At 43.3% G+C, this 20,161-nt stretch carries 14 protein-coding genes; 7 read left to right on the plus strand and 7 right to left on the minus strand.

The features are described 5' to 3' along the window. The 6 genes from CWC04_RS14390 (at nucleotide 1) to glpD (ending at nucleotide 7,999) form a co-directional block, all read left to right on the plus strand. Entirely contained in the window at nucleotides 1–1,065 is a 1,065-nt protein-coding gene (locus tag CWC04_RS14390) for a UDP-glucose--hexose-1-phosphate uridylyltransferase (protein ID WP_138685760.1), read from the plus strand. Beyond that, a complete protein-coding gene (galK, locus tag CWC04_RS14395; RefSeq protein ID WP_138685761.1) occupies nucleotides 1,055–2,203 on the plus strand; it encodes a galactokinase in 1,149 nt (382 codons plus the stop codon). Before CWC04_RS14390 ends, galK begins: the two co-directional genes overlap by 11 nt. Nucleotides 2,204–2,222: 19 nt before the next feature. Continuing rightward, nucleotides 2,223–3,224, plus strand: coding sequence for a Gfo/Idh/MocA family protein (locus CWC04_RS14400; RefSeq protein ID WP_138685762.1), 1,002 nt, complete (start codon nucleotides 2,223–2,225; stop codon nucleotides 3,222–3,224). 31 nt (nucleotides 3,225–3,255) lie between these two features. After that, nucleotides 3,256–4,584, plus strand: a complete 1,329-nt coding sequence (locus tag CWC04_RS14405) for an alpha/beta hydrolase family protein (RefSeq protein ID WP_138685763.1) — start codon at nucleotides 3,256–3,258, stop codon at nucleotides 4,582–4,584. 205 nt (nucleotides 4,585–4,789) lie between these two features. After that, nucleotides 4,790–6,292 (plus strand): glycerol kinase GlpK, encoded by a 1,503-nt coding sequence (gene glpK, locus CWC04_RS14410; RefSeq protein ID WP_039972273.1) that lies wholly within the window; start codon nucleotides 4,790–4,792, stop codon nucleotides 6,290–6,292. 201 nt (nucleotides 6,293–6,493) lie between these two features. Beyond that, complete coding sequence (gene glpD / locus CWC04_RS14415; RefSeq protein WP_096041020.1) at nucleotides 6,494–7,999, plus strand: glycerol-3-phosphate dehydrogenase; 1,506 nt, start codon at nucleotides 6,494–6,496, stop codon at nucleotides 7,997–7,999. A gap of 75 nt (nucleotides 8,000–8,074) precedes the next feature. Here glpD and CWC04_RS14420 read toward each other — a convergent pair whose 3' ends face one another. Both CWC04_RS14420 and CWC04_RS14425 read right to left on the minus strand, forming a co-directional pair. Next, nucleotides 8,075–9,025, minus strand: coding sequence for a 2-dehydro-3-deoxygalactonokinase (locus CWC04_RS14420; protein WP_138685764.1), 951 nt, complete (start codon nucleotides 9,023–9,025; stop codon nucleotides 8,075–8,077). 1 nt (nucleotide 9,026) lies between these two features. Beyond that, nucleotides 9,027–9,785, minus strand: a complete 759-nt coding sequence (locus tag CWC04_RS14425) for an SDR family NAD(P)-dependent oxidoreductase (RefSeq protein WP_024032022.1) — start codon at nucleotides 9,783–9,785, stop codon at nucleotides 9,027–9,029. 178 nt (nucleotides 9,786–9,963) lie between these two features. Between CWC04_RS14425 and CWC04_RS14430 the strand changes: the two genes are divergently transcribed. After that, nucleotides 9,964–10,665, plus strand: a complete 702-nt coding sequence (locus CWC04_RS14430; protein ID WP_004588172.1) for a FadR/GntR family transcriptional regulator — start codon at nucleotides 9,964–9,966, stop codon at nucleotides 10,663–10,665. Nucleotides 10,666–10,728: 63 nt separating this feature from the next. Here CWC04_RS14430 and CWC04_RS14435 read toward each other — a convergent pair whose 3' ends face one another. From CWC04_RS14435 to CWC04_RS14455, 5 genes are all read right to left on the minus strand, one after another. After that, nucleotides 10,729–12,861 (minus strand): alpha-galactosidase, encoded by a 2,133-nt coding sequence (locus tag CWC04_RS14435; RefSeq protein ID WP_138685765.1) that lies wholly within the window; start codon nucleotides 12,859–12,861, stop codon nucleotides 10,729–10,731. 443 nt (nucleotides 12,862–13,304) lie between these two features. After that, nucleotides 13,305–14,783, minus strand: coding sequence for an SLC5 family protein (locus tag CWC04_RS14440; protein ID WP_138685766.1), 1,479 nt, complete (start codon nucleotides 14,781–14,783; stop codon nucleotides 13,305–13,307). An 81-nt stretch (nucleotides 14,784–14,864) separates the two neighbouring features. Further along, a complete protein-coding gene (locus tag CWC04_RS14445) occupies nucleotides 14,865–15,626 on the minus strand; it encodes a SapC family protein (RefSeq protein ID WP_138685767.1) in 762 nt (253 codons plus the stop codon). A 12-nt stretch (nucleotides 15,627–15,638) separates the two neighbouring features. Further along, nucleotides 15,639–17,165 (minus strand): tryptophan halogenase family protein, encoded by a 1,527-nt coding sequence (locus tag CWC04_RS14450; protein ID WP_138685768.1) that lies wholly within the window; start codon nucleotides 17,163–17,165, stop codon nucleotides 15,639–15,641. Between the two features lie 173 nt (nucleotides 17,166–17,338). Further along, nucleotides 17,339–20,086 carry a TonB-dependent receptor gene (locus tag CWC04_RS14455; protein WP_138685769.1) on the minus strand — a complete coding sequence of 916 codons (2,748 nt, stop codon included), beginning with the start codon at nucleotides 20,084–20,086 and terminating at the stop codon, nucleotides 17,339–17,341. Between the last annotated feature and the right edge of the window lie 75 nt (nucleotides 20,087–20,161).

The raw sequence follows: 20,161 nt of genomic DNA on the forward strand, positions 1-20,161 counted from the left end.
ATGGCTTTATTAGAAAGTACTCACAGACGTAAAAACCCGCTAACGGGGCGCTGGGTATTAGTATCACCGCATCGTAATAACCGCCCGTGGTTAGGTGCTACAGAAGCAGTAAACGAAAGCATATTACCAAAACACGATGAAAGCTGCCCACTTTGCCCAGGCAACACCCGTGCAAATGGCGACAGCAACCCAGATTACAAATACACCCATGTATTTAGAAATGACTTTGGCGCACTTACCCCTAATGAGAGCGAGCAATCACAAAGATTAGAGTCAGACAGCGATTTATTTATTGCTGATGAAGCAAGCGGCGAATGCCGTGTGATTTGTTTTTCGCCAGAGCATAACAAAACACTGCCAGAGCTTGAGCACGATGCCCTACACGAAGTAGTAAAAACCTGGAAAGACAACTACACAGAACTTGCACAACACTATGAGTGTGTTCAGGTGTTTGAAAATAAAGGCGAGATCATGGGTTGCTCGCAACCTCATCCACACGGCCAAGTATGGGCACATGCGCATTTATCAACCGAAATAGAAGCCGAAGATACGCAGCAGCTTGCCTATTTTAAAAAGCATGGCAGCGCGATGCTTGCCGATTACGTGCAAAAAGAGCAAACAGATAAAACCCGCGTCGTATTTGAAAACGAGCACTGGCTTGTTGTGGTGCCATTTTGGGCTGCATGGCCGTTTGAAACACTGCTTGTAACTAAAGATAACATTCAAAACTTTAGCCAGCTAAACGATGCGCAAACAGACGCCCTAGCACAAGCGCTTAAAGTATTAACCACTAAATACGACAACGTATTTAATTGTAGCTTCCCGTATTCTATGGGGTGGCACAATGCACCGGCTAATCGTGGCTCAGATGAGCAACATTGGCGGTTACATGCCCATTTTTACCCGCCGCTACTTCGCTCTGCCACCGTTAAAAAACACATGGTTGGTTACGAAATGCTAGGTGAAAGCCAGCGCGATTTAAGCGCAGAAACAGCTGCCTCTATTTTACAAGCAGCCAGTACCACACACTATAAAAAAACAGCAGGACACACAGATGACGCTTAACGATTTTCAACAACAATTTTTATCACTGTACGGTGCGCCTGCTCAAGGTATTGCTGCAGCACCTGGGCGTGTAAACCTAATTGGCGAATTTACCGATTATAACGACGGCTTTGTATTTCCGTGCTCGTTAGAGTTTCGTACTCAAGTTATGTTTAAAGAGCGCGACGACAACATCATTACTGTGCATTCGTTAAATTACCCAGGCGAAAAAGATTGCTTTAGTGTTGATGAAGACATCAGCGAAGGGCAATCGCAATGGGGTAACTATATCCGTGCCGTGTCATTTGTTTTAAAGCGCGCGGGCCATACTTTACGCGGCGCCGATTTACTTATTGACAGTAACTTACCGCAAGGCAGTGGCTTATCGTCATCGGCGGCATTAGAAGTGGCTGTTGGTGGTATGTTTAACCATATTGCACAGCTTGGTTTAAGCGAAGAAAAAATTGCCTTACTAGGCCAAGAAGCCGAAAACGACTTTATGCATTGCCAATCGGGCATTATGGATCAGCTTATTTCGGCAAAAGGTGAAAACGGCCATGCCCTTTTAATTGACTGTGAAAACCTAGCGACTGAATCAGTAAAAGTACCCGATGATTTAAACATTGTTATTGTTAACTCTAACTACCCACGTAAATTGGTAGATAGCGAGTACAACCAACGTCGTGTTGACTGTGAGCAAGCAGCTGCAAAAATGAATGTAGCCACGCTTCGTAAAGCCACCATGGACACGCTTGAAGCAACTAAAGATGCACTAAGCGAAAACGAATACAAACGTGCACACCATGTAATTAGCGAAAACGAGCGTGTAATTGCAGCAACTAAAGCGCTGCAAAATAACGACATTGATACGCTGCGCGAGCTAATGGCGGCATCGCACCAATCGCTTAAGCATTACTTTGAAGTAACCGTACCAGCAACCGACGGCCTAGTAGAAATTTGTAAAGAAGCGATGGGCGAACGTGGTGCAGTACGTATGACCGGCGGCGGTTTTGGCGGTGCGATTGTGTGTTTATGCCGTGATGCAGAAGTACCACTTATCAAAGCAGCGGTTGAGCAGCACTACTTTGAGCGTTTTAATTTAAATGCCGACATTTACGTATGTTCAGCAGGTTCAGGATTACAAATTACGTCTTTTTAAACATCATTAAGGAATAAGCATGGCAAAGGTTAATTGGGGTATTATTGGGTGTGGCAATATTGCTCACACCTTTGCTAAAAGCATTGCGCATTGCGCTAATGCACAGCTTATTGGCGCTGCATCGACCAGCGAGCAACGCGCAAAAGAATTTGCCACACACTATTCAGTTAAAGGCTATGAGAGCTACCAGGCCCTTATGCAATGCCCACACATTGACGCCATATATATTGCTAATACCCACGAGCAACACTTTAAAACTATTGCGCAATGCTTAGTGCACGATAAGCATGTACTCAGCGAAAAGCCCATTACTGTTAATGCACAGCAACTCACAACCCTTAGCCAGTTAGCCGAGCAACAAAACTGCTTTTTAATGGAGGGTGTATGGATGCGCTTTTTACCTGCCATAGTAAAACTGCAGCAGCTATTAAACGAGGGCGTAATAGGCAAAGTACACAGTGTGAATGCCAACTTTAGCCTAGCGGGCAACTTTGCTGACTCACACCGTTTAATGAGCCCTGCGACTGCAGGTGGCGCATTGCTTGATTTAGGTATTTACCCTATATCGATTGCCGATGTGGTATTTAATAAAGCCCCTGAACAAATTAAATCATTAGTACACAAAAGCACGACCGGCGTAGATGAGCGCAGTGTAACCCTTATAAATTACGGCCAAGGGCAATTTGCGCAGCTTAGTAGCGCATTACAACAAAATGGCCCTACCGAAGCCTGTATTTTAGGGGAGCACGGGTATATTCGCATTGCTGAATTTGTTGGTGCACAGTCGCTAGAGCTTCATTTAAACGCCCAGCAAATGCAGCAGTTTGATTTTAGCTTTAATGACGATGAAAACTTTAAATTTGAAATTGCTCACGTTAGCGAATGTATTTTACAACAACAAACACAAAGCAATGTATTACCGCTCAGCACAAGCCTGCGGGTAATGCACATAATGGATACGCTTCGGGCGCAGTGGCAGCTTAAATACAGCGATAGCGTTGAAGCCCATCAGCTAGATTAATAATAAAAAATACACACAACAAGGATACACAATGACAACCACACACACGTTAAAGGCACTTTCAAAAGCCTTGCTGCTAGCAACGGGCTGCTTAACAGCAAGTACTGTTTTTGCAGATCAAAAAACGCCTGAGCAACTCTACCCACCTTTAACCAGCGAAGTACTTCCTGAGCTTGCTGCTAAAGGTAGTTACAGCGTTGGCGTACAAACGCTTGATTTAGTAAATCCCGCGCAGTTTGACCCTGCAACCCAAGGGAAAAGAGATCGCCCTTTAAAAGTAGAAGTGTGGTACCCAGCAGCAAACAGTGCAAACGCACCCTTAACCAGCTACAGCGACATAACCCGTACAGGTAAAGCCTTTACCTTACAAGCCGATGCCATGCGCGATGTAGCCATTAATAACAAAGAGCACTACCCTGTTATTGTGCTCTCACACGGTTATACCGGCTATCGTACAATTATGTATTACTTGGGCGAACATTTAGCATCGCACGGGTACATTGTGGCAGCCATAGATCATACCGACTCAACCAATGCAGATGTTGATTTTAAAAATGCGCCGTTTTCGGGCTTTTTTAGTACCCTTATTAACCGATCACGCGATCAACAATTTGTACTTAACTACTTTAACGAACAAAACAACTTTGCCAGCAAGCAAGTAGATAACAAAAAAGCAGGCATAATTGGTTACTCTATGGGTGGTTTTGGCGCGGTTAATACAATTGGTGGCTGTTATGACTTTAACGAGCAAACCACTGCAATGTTTACCGGTATGAAAGACCCTGCACAAATTAAACAAGTGCAGCAATTACTCAATAGCTGTGCAGGTGGGCAATATAAAAACCCACAAGTCGATTCGCGTATTAAAGCTATGGTGGCCTTTGCGCCTTGGGGCGGGCAACATAACTTATTTAATGCCAGTGCTATGCAAAACATTAAAGTGCCTTCGCTTTATATCGCGGGTAGCTTAGATGATATATCCGGTTATGAAGGCATTAAAAACCTATATAACCAAACGGGCAGCACCGACAAGTACCTGCTTACTTACAAAAATGCGCGCCATAATATTGCGCCGCACCCTGCTCCTGCTATTGCCAAACGTAGCAGCGAATTAGATATAGGCCATTACTACGAGCCATCGTGGTCAATGCGCACCCTAAACGAGACCAACAAACACTTTGTACTTGCTATGATGGACTGCCACGTAAAAGGCATTACCAGTCAATGTGAATACCTAGACTTACCACAAAATGGCGACCAAGCTGTGGTTAATGGTAAGCCACTGCCAGCATGGCATGGGTTTGATAATCGTTTTTCTACTGGTATGGATTGGCAACAAGCTAAACCGCGCACCAAGTAACACAAACTTTGGCGGCTATTTTTATATTTAGCCGCATACGCACTTAAAATAATGCTGCTATAAAACACCTGTTATTTAAAAGAGTTAGCAAATAAAAACAGCGTGCTTATTTTTTAAACGGCTATTTTAAGAAAAAATCATTGCCATTAATGTAAGTTAAAGGCAATCTAGTCATATATAAGATAAGATAAATAACACAAATATCATGTCAAAATACATACTCTCAATTGATCAAGGAACCACAAGCTCTCGGGCCATCTTGTTTACAAAAGATGCAGACGTTTTTGGCTCAGCACAACAAGAATTTTCGCAGCATTTTCCGCAAAATGGTTGGGTAGAACACGACCCTAACGATATTTGGCAAACCGTGCTAAGTACCAGCCGCGAAGTATTAGCAGATAAAAACGTTAAGCCTGAAGAAATTATTGCCATTGGTATCACCAACCAACGTGAAACCACTTTAGTGTGGAACAAAAAAACCGGCAAACCTATTTATAACGCCATTGTGTGGCAAGACCGCCGCACCAGCGATTACTGCGAAAGCCTAAGCACTGACGAGCTTTGCCAAACCATAAGCGATAAAACCGGCTTACTGCTAGACCCGTATTTTTCGGCCACTAAAGTACGCTGGATTTTAGACAACGTTGAAGGCGCACGCGAACAAGCCCTTGCAGGTGAACTGGCGTTTGGTACCGTTGATACCTATTTACTATGGCAGTTAACCGGTGGTAAAGAGCACCGCACCGACGCCACCAATGCATCACGCACTATGTTATTTAATATTCATACTCAGCAATGGGATCAAGAACTACTCGATTTATTCGAAATTCCTGAATCTATGCTGCCCCAAGTGATGGACTCAGCCGACGAATTTGGCTCAACCAGCGACGATATTTTTGGTGCACCAATACGCGTATGTGGTATTGCCGGCGACCAGCAAGCAGCCCTTGTTGGCCACGCATGTTTTGAGCAAGGTATGGCAAAAAGTACTTACGGTACGGGCTGTTTTTTAATGCTGAATACCGGTGAAAAAGCGCTTACCTCTGAAAACCGCTTATTAACCACGGTGGCTTATAGGCTAAATGGCAAACCAACATATGCCATTGAAGGCAGCATTTTTATGGCAGGCGCCACGATGCAGTGGATTGTTGAAGGCTTAAAACTATTAAGCCATGCCGGAGAGAGCGAATCGTTAGTAAAAGATGTACCGCTTGATCATGGGGTATTTTTAGTGCCTTCGTTTACAGGTTTAGGCGCGCCCTACTGGGACCCAAATGCGCGTGGCGCTATTTTAGGTTTAACCCGCGACTCGGGCATTAGCACCATTGTTGCTGCTGCGCTGCAATCGGTTGGGTATCAAACCAAAGACTTACAAAAAGCAATGGAGCGTGATGGCTTACGCCCAAGCGTGTTACGGGTAGATGGCGGTATGGTTAAAAATAACTGGGTACTGACCTTTTTATCAAACATTTTAGGCGCAACGGTAGAGCGCCCAACAGTGACCGAAACCACCTCTTTAGGCGTAGCATACTTAGCAGGCTTACAAACCGGTGTGTATGAGTCAACTGAGCAATTAGCAAAAATGTGGACCTGCGACCGTCGTTTTGAGCCAACAATGAGCGCTGACGAACGTAACGATTTATACGCAAAGTGGCAGCACTGTGTAGCGCAAGTTTGTCTCTCTAGTGACGATAGCAAACAAGCGTAATACGCCCAGCCGCTAATTAAAATTAGCGGCTTACAAAACACCGGCAACAGCGCTTAAATGGCGCGTTGTACGCTGTATGTTTTAAAAAGATCAGGATTAAAAATTAACAAGCAAAAAGCGCGGTTATCTATTGTCAAATAAGGGCCGCAGCTTTATGATGCTATATGTCTTATTTATATTACAAATAAAAAGGTTAGCTCGGTGGAATTAGCAGATAACGAATACGACCTACTCGTCGTCGGTGGCGGTGTAAACGGCACTGGAATAGCAGCTGATGCAGCAGGCAGAGGATTAAAAGTTCTATTGTGTGAACAATCAGACCTTGCCAGTGCAACGTCTTCAAATAGTTCTAAGCTGATCCACGGCGGTTTACGCTACCTTGAACATTACGAATTTAGATTAGTAAAAGAAGCCTTGGCTGAGCGCGAAGTGTTGCTTAAAAATGCCCCGCATATTATGTGGCCGCTTACCTTTAGGCTACCGCACCAATCGCACCTACGCCCAGCATGGATGATCCGTATTGGCTTATTTATGTACGACAACCTAGCTAAGCGCGAAACACTTGCTGGCTCGCGTGGCATCAAGTTTGGTGAAAACAGCGTATTAGAACCTTCAATTACAAAAGGGTTTGAATACTCAGATGGCTGGGTTGATGATTCACGATTGGTAATTTTAAACGCCTTAGCTGCCCAAAACAAAGGCGCAACCATTGCTACGCAAACCAAGTGCGTAAGTGCAAAACGCATCGATAACCAATGGCAGGTAACGCTTGAGCAACAACAAACTAAGGCGCAACAGACTATTAAAGCCAAAGGTATTGTTAATGCAGCAGGCCCGTGGGTTGCAAAATTATTTGACGAAGCACTGATAGAAAAGTCACCACAAAATATTCGCCTTGTTAAAGGCAGCCATATTGTGGTGCCGCGTATTCACGATGAAAAACAAGCCTACATTTTACAAAATAAAGATCAGCGCATTGTGTTTGTTATACCGTTTGAAGATGACTACTCGCTAGTAGGCACCACCGATGTTGAACACAAAGGCGCAGCGCAAGATGTAAAAATTAGTGATGAAGAAATCGATTACTTAATCGATATTACTAACAGCTACTTTAAAAACCACATTAAACGCGAAGACATAGTACATACCTTTTCAGGTGTGCGCCCACTGCTTGATGACGAATCAGTGAATGCACAAAAAGTAACGCGTGATTACAAGTTAGAGCTTTCAAGTGAAGGCAAACACACACCACTGTTAAGTGTGTTTGGTGGCAAAATTACCACCTACCGTAAACTTGCCGAAGCTGCAGTGAATAAGCTTGAAGAATTTTACCCGCAAATGAGTGAAGCGTGGACCAAACACAGCGCCTTACCTGGTGGCGATTTTAGCTCGGTAGAAGCGCTGACCAATGAGCTTAAAGCGGCTTATAGTTGGTTACCAGAAATCACTCTTAAACGCTTTGTACGTACCTACGGGACTCGTGCAAAACTAATTTTAGGCAGTGCAACCCAGCTCAGTGATTTAGGCCAAGATTTTGGTCATGGCTTATTTGCAGCAGAAGTCGATTACTTACTAAATGAAGAATGGGCGGGTAACGCTTACAATATTTTATGGCGCAGAAGTAAACTAGGGCTGCGCTTTAATGAAGCACAAGTGGCAACGCTTAATCATTATATTACGCAAAGCCAAGCGGCTAAAACAGCTTAACAGCAGCTTTAATCCTTACTTAATTTAAGAACTAGCCCCCAATAATTGCACAATCAATATTGGGGGCTTTTTATATTACTTGATTTTATTACTATTAAATAAGTAGTTAAAACCACTTAACGTAGCCTCTTTCACGTCAAACTCTAAACATTGCACACCAATGCAATTTAACGCATGAGTAAAGCAGGCATTTAGTTGCTCTGTGCCAATAACGACCACTTTAGAATTATTCACCAATTGCCATTCACTGGCATGGCGTGCAGCGCGTACATCACTACCAATAAGCACGCCCGACAAGTATGCCTTGGCTTGCACTGGTGTTAACTCTTTTGAAAGTTGGCGCGTACGGACACTAAAAATACCGTGTGCCAAATTACCGCTGTCACTGCCTAACGTGAGTTCACAGCCCTGCTCAAATGCATGCCAATCAAACTCCCCCGCTTCACAGTCGTTAGGAATAAGTACACTTTGATGACATAGCAAGTCGTATAATTCGCCGGTCATTGCGGTTTTAAAACAGATGATTTGGCCATCTTTTAACAGCACCCATTTAGTATGGGTACCGGGTAAACAAATGAGTACGTTGCCGTGCTGATAGACCGGGTTTTGCTTTAAAAAACCTAAAATTTGCAGCTCTTCGCCGCGCATTACATCAAATAAATTGTTTTGTAATGTGCATTTTGTACCAGGCAAAGCACTGACTTTGTTACCTGCACAATCAAAATTAATTGCGCCACTAAGCAGGCTTTCGGGGTTTATGGGGCACGCTAAATAAGGGGTTTCTTTCCAGCCAATACTTGAGGTGATTTGCCCTGCCATATAAATAGGTAAAACGCCGTATTCGCTGGTCCATGGTGCAACGACACCAATTAAAGTATGTTCAAAGTTTTGTTTATCTCTAATCACACCTGGGCCGTCGCGCTGAGCAATTAAAGTTAATTGCCCTGTGGTATTTACGCTGCATAAATAGGCGCGCAAATGACTCGTGCCCCAATCTACGGCTATAAAAAGGTTTAAGTGCTGCAACTTAGAGCCTCCCACCGTCAATTTTAATACCTTGGCCGGTGATCATACTGCTTTCGTCGGCAGCTAAAAAAAGTGCCAAATTAGCTACATCTTCAGGGGTTACTAACTTTTTAAGAGCCATGGCTTCCATCCACTTCACTTGCTCTTGCTCGGTAAACCAACTGGCTAATTGGCGGTCGGTGGCAACCCAACCCGGTAAAATAGCATTCACCCGAATCCCAAATTCACCATAATCGCGAGCCAGTGCTTTAGTCATGCCGATTAAACCGGCCTTTGCCGTTACGTAACCCGCCATTTGTGGCTGCCCCATGATGGCATTGATAGAGCTAAAATTAATAATGCTCCCCGCGCCTTCGCTTTTCATAAAAGACATAGCCACTTGCGAGGCAAAAAATGCCGGATTTAAGTTAATTTGTAGGCATTGATCCCAATCTTGTACTGTAACGTCTTCACTGGCTTGGCGGCGGTCATTGGCTACATTGTTTACCAGTACATTAATAGCGCCTAGTTCAGCACATGCATCTACCAAAGATTGCTGTAAAGCATTTGAGTCAGTTACATCAACCTGTCTAAACCACAATTTAGCATTAGGCAGTGAGGCTATAAGAGATTGAGCAGCCTCGTTATTAATATCTATAAAGGCAATTTTGGCAGCTTGAGCGGCAAACGCCTTTACCATTGCACGGCCAATGCCTGAAGCACCCCCGGTAATAAAAACAACTTTGCCAGAAATACTGGGGTAGTGAGCGTGATTATTCAAATGCGTTTCTCCATAATACAGACTGCCCCTCTCAATATTTATAATTATTTGCTAAAGAGGATTACTGTTACAGCTGTGTTAAAATACTTGCCTTTAACAAAGTTTATAACATATCCTTTCGTACATTAATATGATATATGATATATAATAAAGCAATAACTCATTCGGATAACGCTCAATGAAAAGCCAACCTCGTCAAAATTTAACACAACAATTAACCCATGATTTAGGCTTTGCAATTGTGCGTGGCGTTTACCCAGTTAACGAAGGTCTGCCCTCAGAAGCTGACCTATGCGTAAAATACGATGTGAGCCGCAGTGCAACACGCGAAGCTGTAAAAATGCTCTCTGCTAAGGGCTTAATATCTTCTCGCCCTAAGCAAGGGATCCGCGTACTGCCAGAAAGCAGCTGGAATATGTTTGACACAGATGTACTGCGCTGGATTTTAAGCAGTAAACCGTCGCTTTCTTTATTAAAAGAGTTTACGCAAGTACGTGTCGCACTTGAGCCACAAGCCGCTGCCCTAGCAGCTGAAAATGCCAGCGCCGAACAACTTGCTGAAATAGACAACGCACTTGCCCGCATGGCCGATGCAGACCAAGGTTTAGACGATCCGCTTGAAGCCGATATTGCCTTTCATACCAGTATTTTAGTAGCTAGTAATAACCGCTTTTTTGTACAGCTCACTGAATTTATTAGCACCGCGCTGCGCGTAAGTATTCGTTACACCAACCACATTAAAGGTGTGCCCGGGGCCGACGTTGCAAAGCATGCTGATATTTTAGATACGATTAAATCGCGCAATCCAGAGCGCGCTAAAAAAGCAGTAGAAACCATTTTAGAAGAAGCGCTTGAGTTGATTGAGTCTAAACTCGACTAATAGCCTAAAAAACATTATTAAAAAAGGGAGCTAATTAGCTCCCTTTTTACTGCTTGCTATATTTTAAGCTTTGTTAAGCTCAAAAATAAGCGATGTTTGCGGGAATGAAATTGGCATTTGTAGGCCAAATTCCATCAACGCTTCACCCGTAAAAGTTTGCCCGTTAACAGCGGCAATAGACGAAGGTCGGTATTCTTCAAATTTAACAGGCCACACTAAATTAAGTGTGTACTGCGTATCTGCATCTAAACCAACAAAACGAAGCTTATTAGGCGCAGTGCGCGGTGTTTCGCGTACACTGTTATACGCAAATAACGCTTTTGATTTTTGCTCGTCGATTAAACCAAAGTTAATTGATAAATCGTCGCTATCGAGGCGGTACAAATCGGCAGCATGAATAAATTCACGGTGCTCTTTGTGCAGCGCAATAGCCGCTTTAAGCGCATTGTATTCGTGATCGGTCAGCTCGCGTGGGTCCATTTCAATACCCATGTGGCCAAACATAGATACCGCAGCACGCATTTCAATACTGACATTACGACCTGTGATATGACAATCACGAGGGCCTACGTGTGCACCCATAACCGACGATGGGAAGAAGAACGAACAGCCGCGTTGAATTTCAAGACGGTCAAGTGCATCGTTAGAATCTGACGTCCATACACGGTCTGTGTGTGCAAGCACACCATAATCTACACGGGCACCACCTGACGAACAGCTTTCTATTTCAAGGCCAGGGTGCGCCGCTTTAATGCGGTCGATTAAGCGATACAGTGCCAGTGTTTGCTGATGCACCGCAGGCTTGCCTGAGAAGTTACCCGCGTGGTTTATATCGCGGTTCATATCCCATTTAATGTACTTAATTGTTGGGTATTCAACTAAAATGTCATCAATCGCTTTGTATAGGTATTCAACAACCTCAGTGCGCGTTAAATCAAGCACTAGCTGGTTTCTAAAGCTAAGTTGCTCGTTATTTTCTGAGCCTAATACCCAATCAGGATGAGCGCGGTATAAGTCACTATCTGGGTTTACCATTTCAGGTTCAAACCAAATACCAAACTCCATGCCTAAGCTGTTTACATGGTCAATCACTGGCGATAGGCCGTCTGGGTATATTTCATAATCTACGGTCCAATCACCTAGGCCTGCATAATCACCACGGCGACCTTTAAACCAACCGTCGTCAAGTACAAAACGCTCGATACCTAATGGCGCTACTTTATCGGCTAACTGCTTTAGCGTGTCTACATCGTGATCGAAGTAAATGCCTTCCCACGTGTTGTAATGTACTGGGCGTGTTTTTTCGCGCTGCGCCTGGCTAAGTAAGTTAGCTTTAACAAAGCGATGAAAATTACGCGACAGTGCACTAAAGCCATCGCTCGAAAACGAGCCATAAATACTTGGGCTTTGATACGTTTGGCCTTTAGCAAGAGTTAGCTCGCCCGGTAATAATAACTCACCCATTTGCACATAGCGGCGCCCTTCTGGTAGTAGCTCAGCGCGTAGCTTGTTGTTACCGCTCCAACCTAAATGAAAGCCATAACACTCGCCTTGTTGCTCGCCTGCGCCTTCGCTATGAACTAATAAGCCAGGGAATACGTCGTGCGATGTTTTACCTTTGCGGTTTTCGCGTACAAAGCTGCCCAATACTAAATCAACCAATTGGCGTTGAAATTCGTTAGACCAACGTCCTTCAAAGCTCACTAGTTTGTTCATGCTATCGGGTAGTTGGAACGTAGGTGCGGCGCAAAAATTAACGCTTAGCGGTGCATCACTTAAGTTAGTTAATACGGTATGCGCACTTAGCACATCGGTGTTGCTATCAAGTGTGATGCTGTGCACTACTTCAATACCACGCAACTCATCAACACTTACAAACTCTAAGCTAGAAGGGGTTGGCTGACGAACATCTTGAAGAGCAGGCCCAACTGACCAAGCTATGGTGTCGTTTGACAGCTCTAGCCCTGGCGCGCCTGTAAAGCCTTCACCTAATAGCGGAGAAAGAGAAATAGGTGCTTCTTCAACCACGGCACATTTTACTTCCTGACGAGTCGCAAGCTGAGTTAGCATTGTTTCAGTTGTTTGCTCAGATAGGCGCTTACCAAAATAAAGTAACGCTGGGGTTTTGCTCTGGCAGTCGAAAATAACGGTGCTGTTTGCGCTGTCTAATCGAAAGAATGGTTTAATATCAGCCATGATTCTCCTGTCCTCTTTAATGAAGATGAGTTTAATACGCGAGTACATCATATGTGTGCTTACTCGCCGCTTACTGCATCAAATTGCAGTCAGTGATTTTAAAATAATAGTATATATCATACAAATTACTTTTAGATAGTGTTTACGGTGTAATTTAGCCAATATTATTACTGGCTATACCAGTCATTAACTTAAACAGCGGTTAAAAAATTTAATACCACCTTGAGCAATATTATATTTAGTGGGCTTTTAGCCTGGGGTCGCCTGTAAAACCCCGCAGATAGTCACACGTTTAGCCCCGCAAAATGATTAAGTATTATTGCCATAGGTGTTATCTACAGTGTCGATTAATTGAATAAATAAAAATCGGCCTAAGTTACCTTAGGCCGATTTAGTAATGTGTTAACTGGCTAATAAAAAGTGACTTAACTTTTTACTGCTGGTTATTTTGGTGCGTGCACTGGTGGCGTATCTTCAATAGCAGGTGTTTTACCTGCCCACTGTGCATTTAAACCAAACACTACTTTATTAACGATTAATGCAAAGGCTACACATACAATAAGTGTAATTGGCATTAAGTGAATATAGTGTAGTTCAGTATGTAGCGGCGAATTTTCAAACGTCAGCATGCCATACATAACCACGCCTAAAATTACCGCGGCAATACCTGCACGCGCATCCACATTTTTAAACAATAAGCCCACTACAAAAATTGAGAATATAGGCATACTTAATAAGCCGTTTAACTGTTGTAGTAAGTTAATAATGCTGTCGGCTTGCTGATAAATTGGCACAAGCACAAGCGTTAAACTAGTAAGTAACAACGTAACGTAGCCACTTAGCTTTACTACACTTGGCTCTTTATTAAAGTAAGCTTCGTGAATATCACACACGTAAAGTGCCGTAGCCGAGTTTAATAAGCTGTTATAAGTAGAAAGCACTGCTGCCGCCATTGCTGCGGCAAATACACCCGTTAACCATGCAGGCATTACATCACCTACAATTCGACCATAAGCTGCATCGCCAATGTCGCCATACAGTTTGTACGAAATAATACCCGGTAGCACCACAATCGCCGGTACAATTAAAAAGCGAATACCCGCTGCTGCAAATATCCCTTTTTGCGCTTCTTTAACGTTTGGCGCAGCCATTGCACGCTGGGTAATGGTTTGGTTAGTACCCCAGTAATACATTTGAATAAAGATCATACCGGTTAAAAGCGTAGGCCAAGGGATTGGCGAGTCAGCATCACCAATTAATGTTAAGCGCTCTTGTGGAATACCGCTAAAGTTGTAATCAATCGCGTTAAGCGCTAAAAATACGACCAGTATTGCCATACCTAACACTAATAAACCATTGTAGGTATCGGATACGGCAACCGCACGTAAGCCCCCAAAAAATGCATAAATAGCACCTACTAAAGCGAATGCGGTCGCTATGTACATTAGCGGAATATCAACCTTAAACATGGTTTGCATAAATAGCGCACCAGAATAAATAACCGCAGGCATGTAAATTAGCGCATTACCTAAAAAGAATAAGCCACCAATAACAGCGCGAATATGCTTGTTGTTGTAGCGTTTTTCTAACAGCTCCGTGGTGGTTGTACAGTTGTACTTGTAATAAACAGGAATAAATACTTTGGCTAAAATAATAAGCCCTAAAATAGCTGCCAATTCCCACCACACAAGCAAGGCCATTTGATTGCCATTCATGCCCACCAGCTGGTCGGTACTTAAATTTGTGAGCGTAATTGAGCCTGCTACAAACATCCAAGTAAGGCCACCGCCCGCTAAAAAATACTCTTTTGTTTGATTATCACCACTATTACGGTTTTGGCCTCGGCACTTCCAATATGTAAGTCCACCAATTAAAGCGGTTACAAAGAAAAAAACCACCAACTGCAAAATGTTGTCTGACATGTGTGTGTCTCCAGCGCGTTAAACGCAATGTCTGTCTATGTGAACGTATTAACCTGTAAAGGCTAATTAATAAATTGCACCTTACAGTGCGTGTGCATCTCGACTTAGTTCTAACTTAATTTGCTTTAATGGCATAAGTTCAGGATGCTGGTTGTGACGCTTTACTAACGCATTTAACTGAAACAACGAAATAAGCATGCTGTTAAGCACGCTCAGGTAACCTTGTTTGTGTAAATTGGCAATGGTATCGCTGTCTAAAGTTTGCAGTTTATCTTCATCAACAGTGCTCAAACCTTGAATAGTTTGCGCCTCGCCTTGTTCAAACTGCAAAACAATATCTATGTTTTTAATAAGCCCTAAGCGGGCAATTTCTTGGGTAAATTGGTACGTTTGGTAATCATTTTTTAAATCGCTTTCTAGTAGCTTTTGCTGCGCACTTAAATACAGGCTTGGGTTGCCTTTGGCATCAAATAACGGCTCGCCTTGCTGGGTATTAACGGCTGAGCTTTGCTCATCAATAGCAATAAAGTAATCACTGCTATTTGCCTCACGAGTGAGTAAATAAAGCGGCTGGGTTTGTATGCACACAGGCGTGTACAGCGCTTGCCATTGATTGTTACTCACAAATAAACTTTGCTGAGCACTAAAGCTGGTTAAGCCGGAAATGGTGTAGCTGCCGTTGTGTGCGTTACGCGCTAAAAAAATAGGTAAATCGCAGGCTGCTTTTGCTACTTCGTTTGCACGTAGATTAACTAAATGCTGTGTTTTTGCGTATTCAACACCCGCATTAGGGTTAATTTTTATTGCTTGGTGCTGAGTATTTGATAGTTCACTAATTGCCATAGTTACACATCCTTAAACTGGGTTAGCCGCAAGCCACTGCTCAATATAAGCACGGTGAGGCGGCAACGTTTGCAACATCTGCTGTGTAAGCTGGCTGTTACGTTCAATTATTTGATTTGCTTGCGCATCGTTTGAGTACAAATACGCTTGCTTAGTAAAGTCGGGCTTAAAGCCCATACCGTATAAAACATACTGGTAACTGGCGGCAGGAAATAGCTCTAATGCGCCATGAAAATCTTGAATAAGTGGGCCACGCGTACCCCAAAGCAGTAAGTCTTCTTGTAAACTTTGCGGAATGCTTTGTGGTTGTACGTGCGCTTGCCAATAAGGCTCTGGGCGCTTAGTTAACATGTAATGAAGTTTTAAAAAATCGATAATACGCTGCCAGCGATAATCCATTTGCTCATTAAAGCGCTTTGCAACAATGGGCATTACTTGGGTATCGGCTGGCATGTGCTCTGCAACAAAGCGAGACGAAATTTCAACCAACATAATGGCGGTTGCTTCAAGGGGCTCTACAAAACCTGCCGACATTCCCACTGCAACACAGTTTTTGTGCCAAAATTTTTCGCGATAGCCTGACTCAAAACTTATTTTTCGGGCAGTTAAGCCTTTAGCGGCATCACCTAAATAGTTGCGTAAGTTTTGCTCGGCTTCTTCATCTGATAAAAACTTGCTTGAATATACATGCCCTACACCACGGCGATGCGTTAGGCCTATATCCCAAATCCACCCAGCATTTTGTGCGGTGGCAATGGTATGACTGGCCAGTGACTCATCACCTTCTTCGTAGGGGACTTGCATAGCTAGGGCGCTGTCGTTAAATAATACGTGGTCCATTTTTTTAAATGGCACGTTAAGGGCTTGGCCTAATAACAGCGATGAAAAACCCGTGCAGTCTATGTATAAATCAGCGTTTATGGTGCGGGTTTGATCAGTTAAGGTAAGCGTGTCTATAGCCCCGCTTTCATCAAGCTTTACCTGATCAACGGTGCCAATAATGTGCTCAATGCCTAGTTTGCTCTTACAATGTTGCTTTAATAGCTCGGCAAAGGCACCGGCATCTAAATGGTATGCGTAATTACAATTTGCTTGATACTCGCCTTGCGCAATGCCTCTCGGTGCTAGGTTTGCTTCGCAAATATCGTGCTGAAAATTAGTTTGCTGAGCAAAGTTTTCAACATTATCTAAATAGGGGGCTAAATCTATACGGCCGTAACCTAGCGGTACCGTAAAGGGATGGTAGTAAAAATCGTTGTTGCCATGCGTCCAGTTTACAAATTTACCGCCTTGTTTAAAGGTGGCATTACAGGCTTTAAATACATCCACTTCTCGCAAACCAATTTGCTGAAGCGTGTTTTTCATAGTGGGCCAGGTACCTTCACCTACACCAATTGTTGGAATATCAGATGATTCTACCAACATCACTTTTAAGCCATCACCCTTATTACCTTGGTGATACGAAGCGATAATTGCAGCGCTCAGCCATCCTGCTGTGCCGCCACCAATTACGGCGATTGTTTTTATTGCTTTATTCATAACGGACTACTCTTTGAGTACTTTATTGATAACCGGTTAGACAACAAATGCCCTTTCGGGCATTTGTTTAAATTAGTCTCATTTTGTGCAAATTAGCTACTAACTTTATTAGTAACAGTACTTATAATGCACTGCAATGAAAACTAAGAGGCAATCGCTGCCTCTGCTATCAATTAAAACGTACCGCGAATACCAAACGCGTAACGTGAGCCATTATCTTCTACAGAGTAGATTTGATTAGCAAAACGGCCCGTTTGCACTAGCTCTTCTTCAGTAATGTTGATGCCTTCGGCAAAAATAGTGAAGTTTTCGTTGATATCGTAGCTTGCACTAATATCCCATTGACCGTACGTTTCTACGTTCACTGGTTCGCCGTTAAAGCCGTTATCAACTAAGCGTAAAAAGCCCTCACGGTTGTTAAATGCAACACGTGCCTGCCAGTTATCTTGCTCGTAAAACAGCACTAAGTTTTGTGAATCACCTAACCCTTCAAGCGCAAATGTTTGGCTTGTATCGCCATCAACACTAATATCGCTATCTACTACCGTGGCATTAGCAATAAAACCAAAGCCGTTTTCAAACATATGAGTTACACCGATTTCGTAACCCGTTACCGTTGCAGACTCGCCATTTTGCGGGCGACTCACAGTGTAAACTTCTGAGCTACCGTTAAGTTCGGCATCGGTTTGGTCAGTACAGGTTGTACACGCAAAACCAGGGCCTGTACGGTCAGTCATGTCGTATGTTTCGTCGCCGGTTAGGGTAACAATAAAGTCATCCACTTCTTTACTAAATACGGCAAAGCTAAATAAGTTAGCGTCGTTGTAGTACCACTCGTAAGAGATATCCCAGTTTTCAGATTGGAACGGCTTAAGTGCAGGGTTACCACCACTTGCTGTTAAGTTTTGACGACGAGGCTCGTTAAACGTGGTCGCAGGTGATAACTGTGACATAGTAGGACGAGTAATACTGTCGTACGCTGCAAAGCGTAAAATCATGTTGTCTTGCAGTTCAAGCTTAACGTTAAAAGAAGGAAGTAAGTTTGAGTAGCTCGTCCCTTCTTGAATGTCTGTTGCCGGGCCAAATACGTTTTGGAATAAAGTGGCATCAGAGGTAGGAATAACATCGCTGATAAAGCTTTGTACAGCCGCTACTTCAATATCAGTTTCTGAGTAACGTGCACCCATGTTAACCGTAACTGGCATATCAGCTAGGTCGAAACCAATGGTAAAGTCCATGTAAAGGCTAGTGATATCTTCGTTAATTGTGTAACGGTTATTTTGTAGTGTTGGCTCTACAGGGAAACCTTGGTCAGCAAGATAATCAAGCATTTTATCGCCGTCGTAGCTATAAAATGTATCGATTAAACTTGGGAAGTAGTTACTTGCTGAGTAAGCTTCAAAATCAATTTCATCAAGTGGTGCTTCAGTGCCGTAACCACAAAACTGACATTGGCTACCAAAAATTTGGAAGCTTGATTTTTCACGTTCTTGACGATAAGCACCAAAGTTAATGCGATCAACTGGGCCTTTATCTGGTACGTATTCAAAATCGGCTTTGATTTCGGTAATTTCATCTTCATCTGTAAACTGGTTACCAATTTCGTTGTAGTGAAGACGCGCAAGGCTTGCATCTGGCAGCGAGCCATTTTCAAAACCATCATGCTGTACGGTAGGAACGCTACCGGTGCCGTCAAAGCTGTAGCTGTTAATAATACCCACTACGTTAAAGCGGTCATTACCAGCACGGTCGTTTTCAGCTGTTGAGCGAGATACGTCAAATTTTGCTTTTAATGACTCGTTTACTTGCCAGTCAACGTTAATACCAAATGCTTTGTTAGTTACATCACGCGAGTTACGTGTGTGTGATACAAAGTCGGTTGCAGGGTTGCCACTGGCGTTACCTAAACCTACTTCTTGCGTAAAGGTAAGTAAGGTGCCCGTTTCAGGATCGATTGTTGCGCTACCTACGCGGTCTGGTTCAAACCAAGAAGCTAAATCGCGTACTGATGAGTCCACTTCAAATTTTGAAATTAAACCATCTACAGTAATAGTAATATCGTCAGACGGTGCATATTGTAATACTAAGCTTGCATTAGTACGTTCACGGTCTTGCTCATCTACAACTTGGTCCCAGTTACGTGGGATGTATGCATTGTCGTACAGTACGCCGTCTTGTGGATTTGAAATAGTTTGTCCACCGCGCCAACCCGCCGTTAAAATTTGGTTATTTTGCAGCTTACGTTGTTGGTTAGTGATGGCAAAAAGCACACCGAGCTTGTCGTCGTTAAACGTATTACTTACTAAAAATGAAGCCGATGGCGATACTTCTTCAGAAAGGCTTTCGTACATGCCTTTCACTGAACCAATCACATGTAAGCCACCAAAATCGAATGGACGAGCTGTGGTTACGTTAACCGTACCACCAATGCCGCCTTCTTGAAGCGTTGCACTGTTACTTTTATAAATATCAGCACCGGTGATTTGGTCTGCCGCTAATACATCAAAATTAAATTCACGCCCTGCACTGTCAGTCGCAATTTGACGACCATTTACAAGTACCGTGTTAAATTGTGGGCCAAAACCACGAATTGTTACTGCTTGCCCTTCACCGCCACTACGGTCAATGGCTACACCTGTAATACGTTGCAGAGACTCTGCTACGTTTAAATCAGGAAATTTACCAAGATCTTCTGCTTTAATCCCATCGGTTACAACATTAGATGCTTTTTTATCTAACATTGATGAACGTAAGCTGCTGCGAATACCCGTTACTGCGATAACCTCAACATCTTTATCTACTACTGTCGGTGTGTCGCCTTCAGCGCCTTGAGCTGCAACGTGGCCGCTTGCCAATATGCCTGTAATAGCAATACTGAGTGCGGTTTTCTTGTTGAACGATAACTTATTGTTAATTATCATTTTTTAAAAACTCCTGATTGTGTGTAGTCATTTTGTCGTTGTGTGGTGTGTATAGCTTCAAATACTATTTATAAT

The organism is Pseudoalteromonas sp. S2893, from assembly GCF_005887105.1.
Taxonomy (GTDB): Bacteria; Pseudomonadota; Gammaproteobacteria; order Enterobacterales; family Alteromonadaceae; genus Pseudoalteromonas; species Pseudoalteromonas atlantica.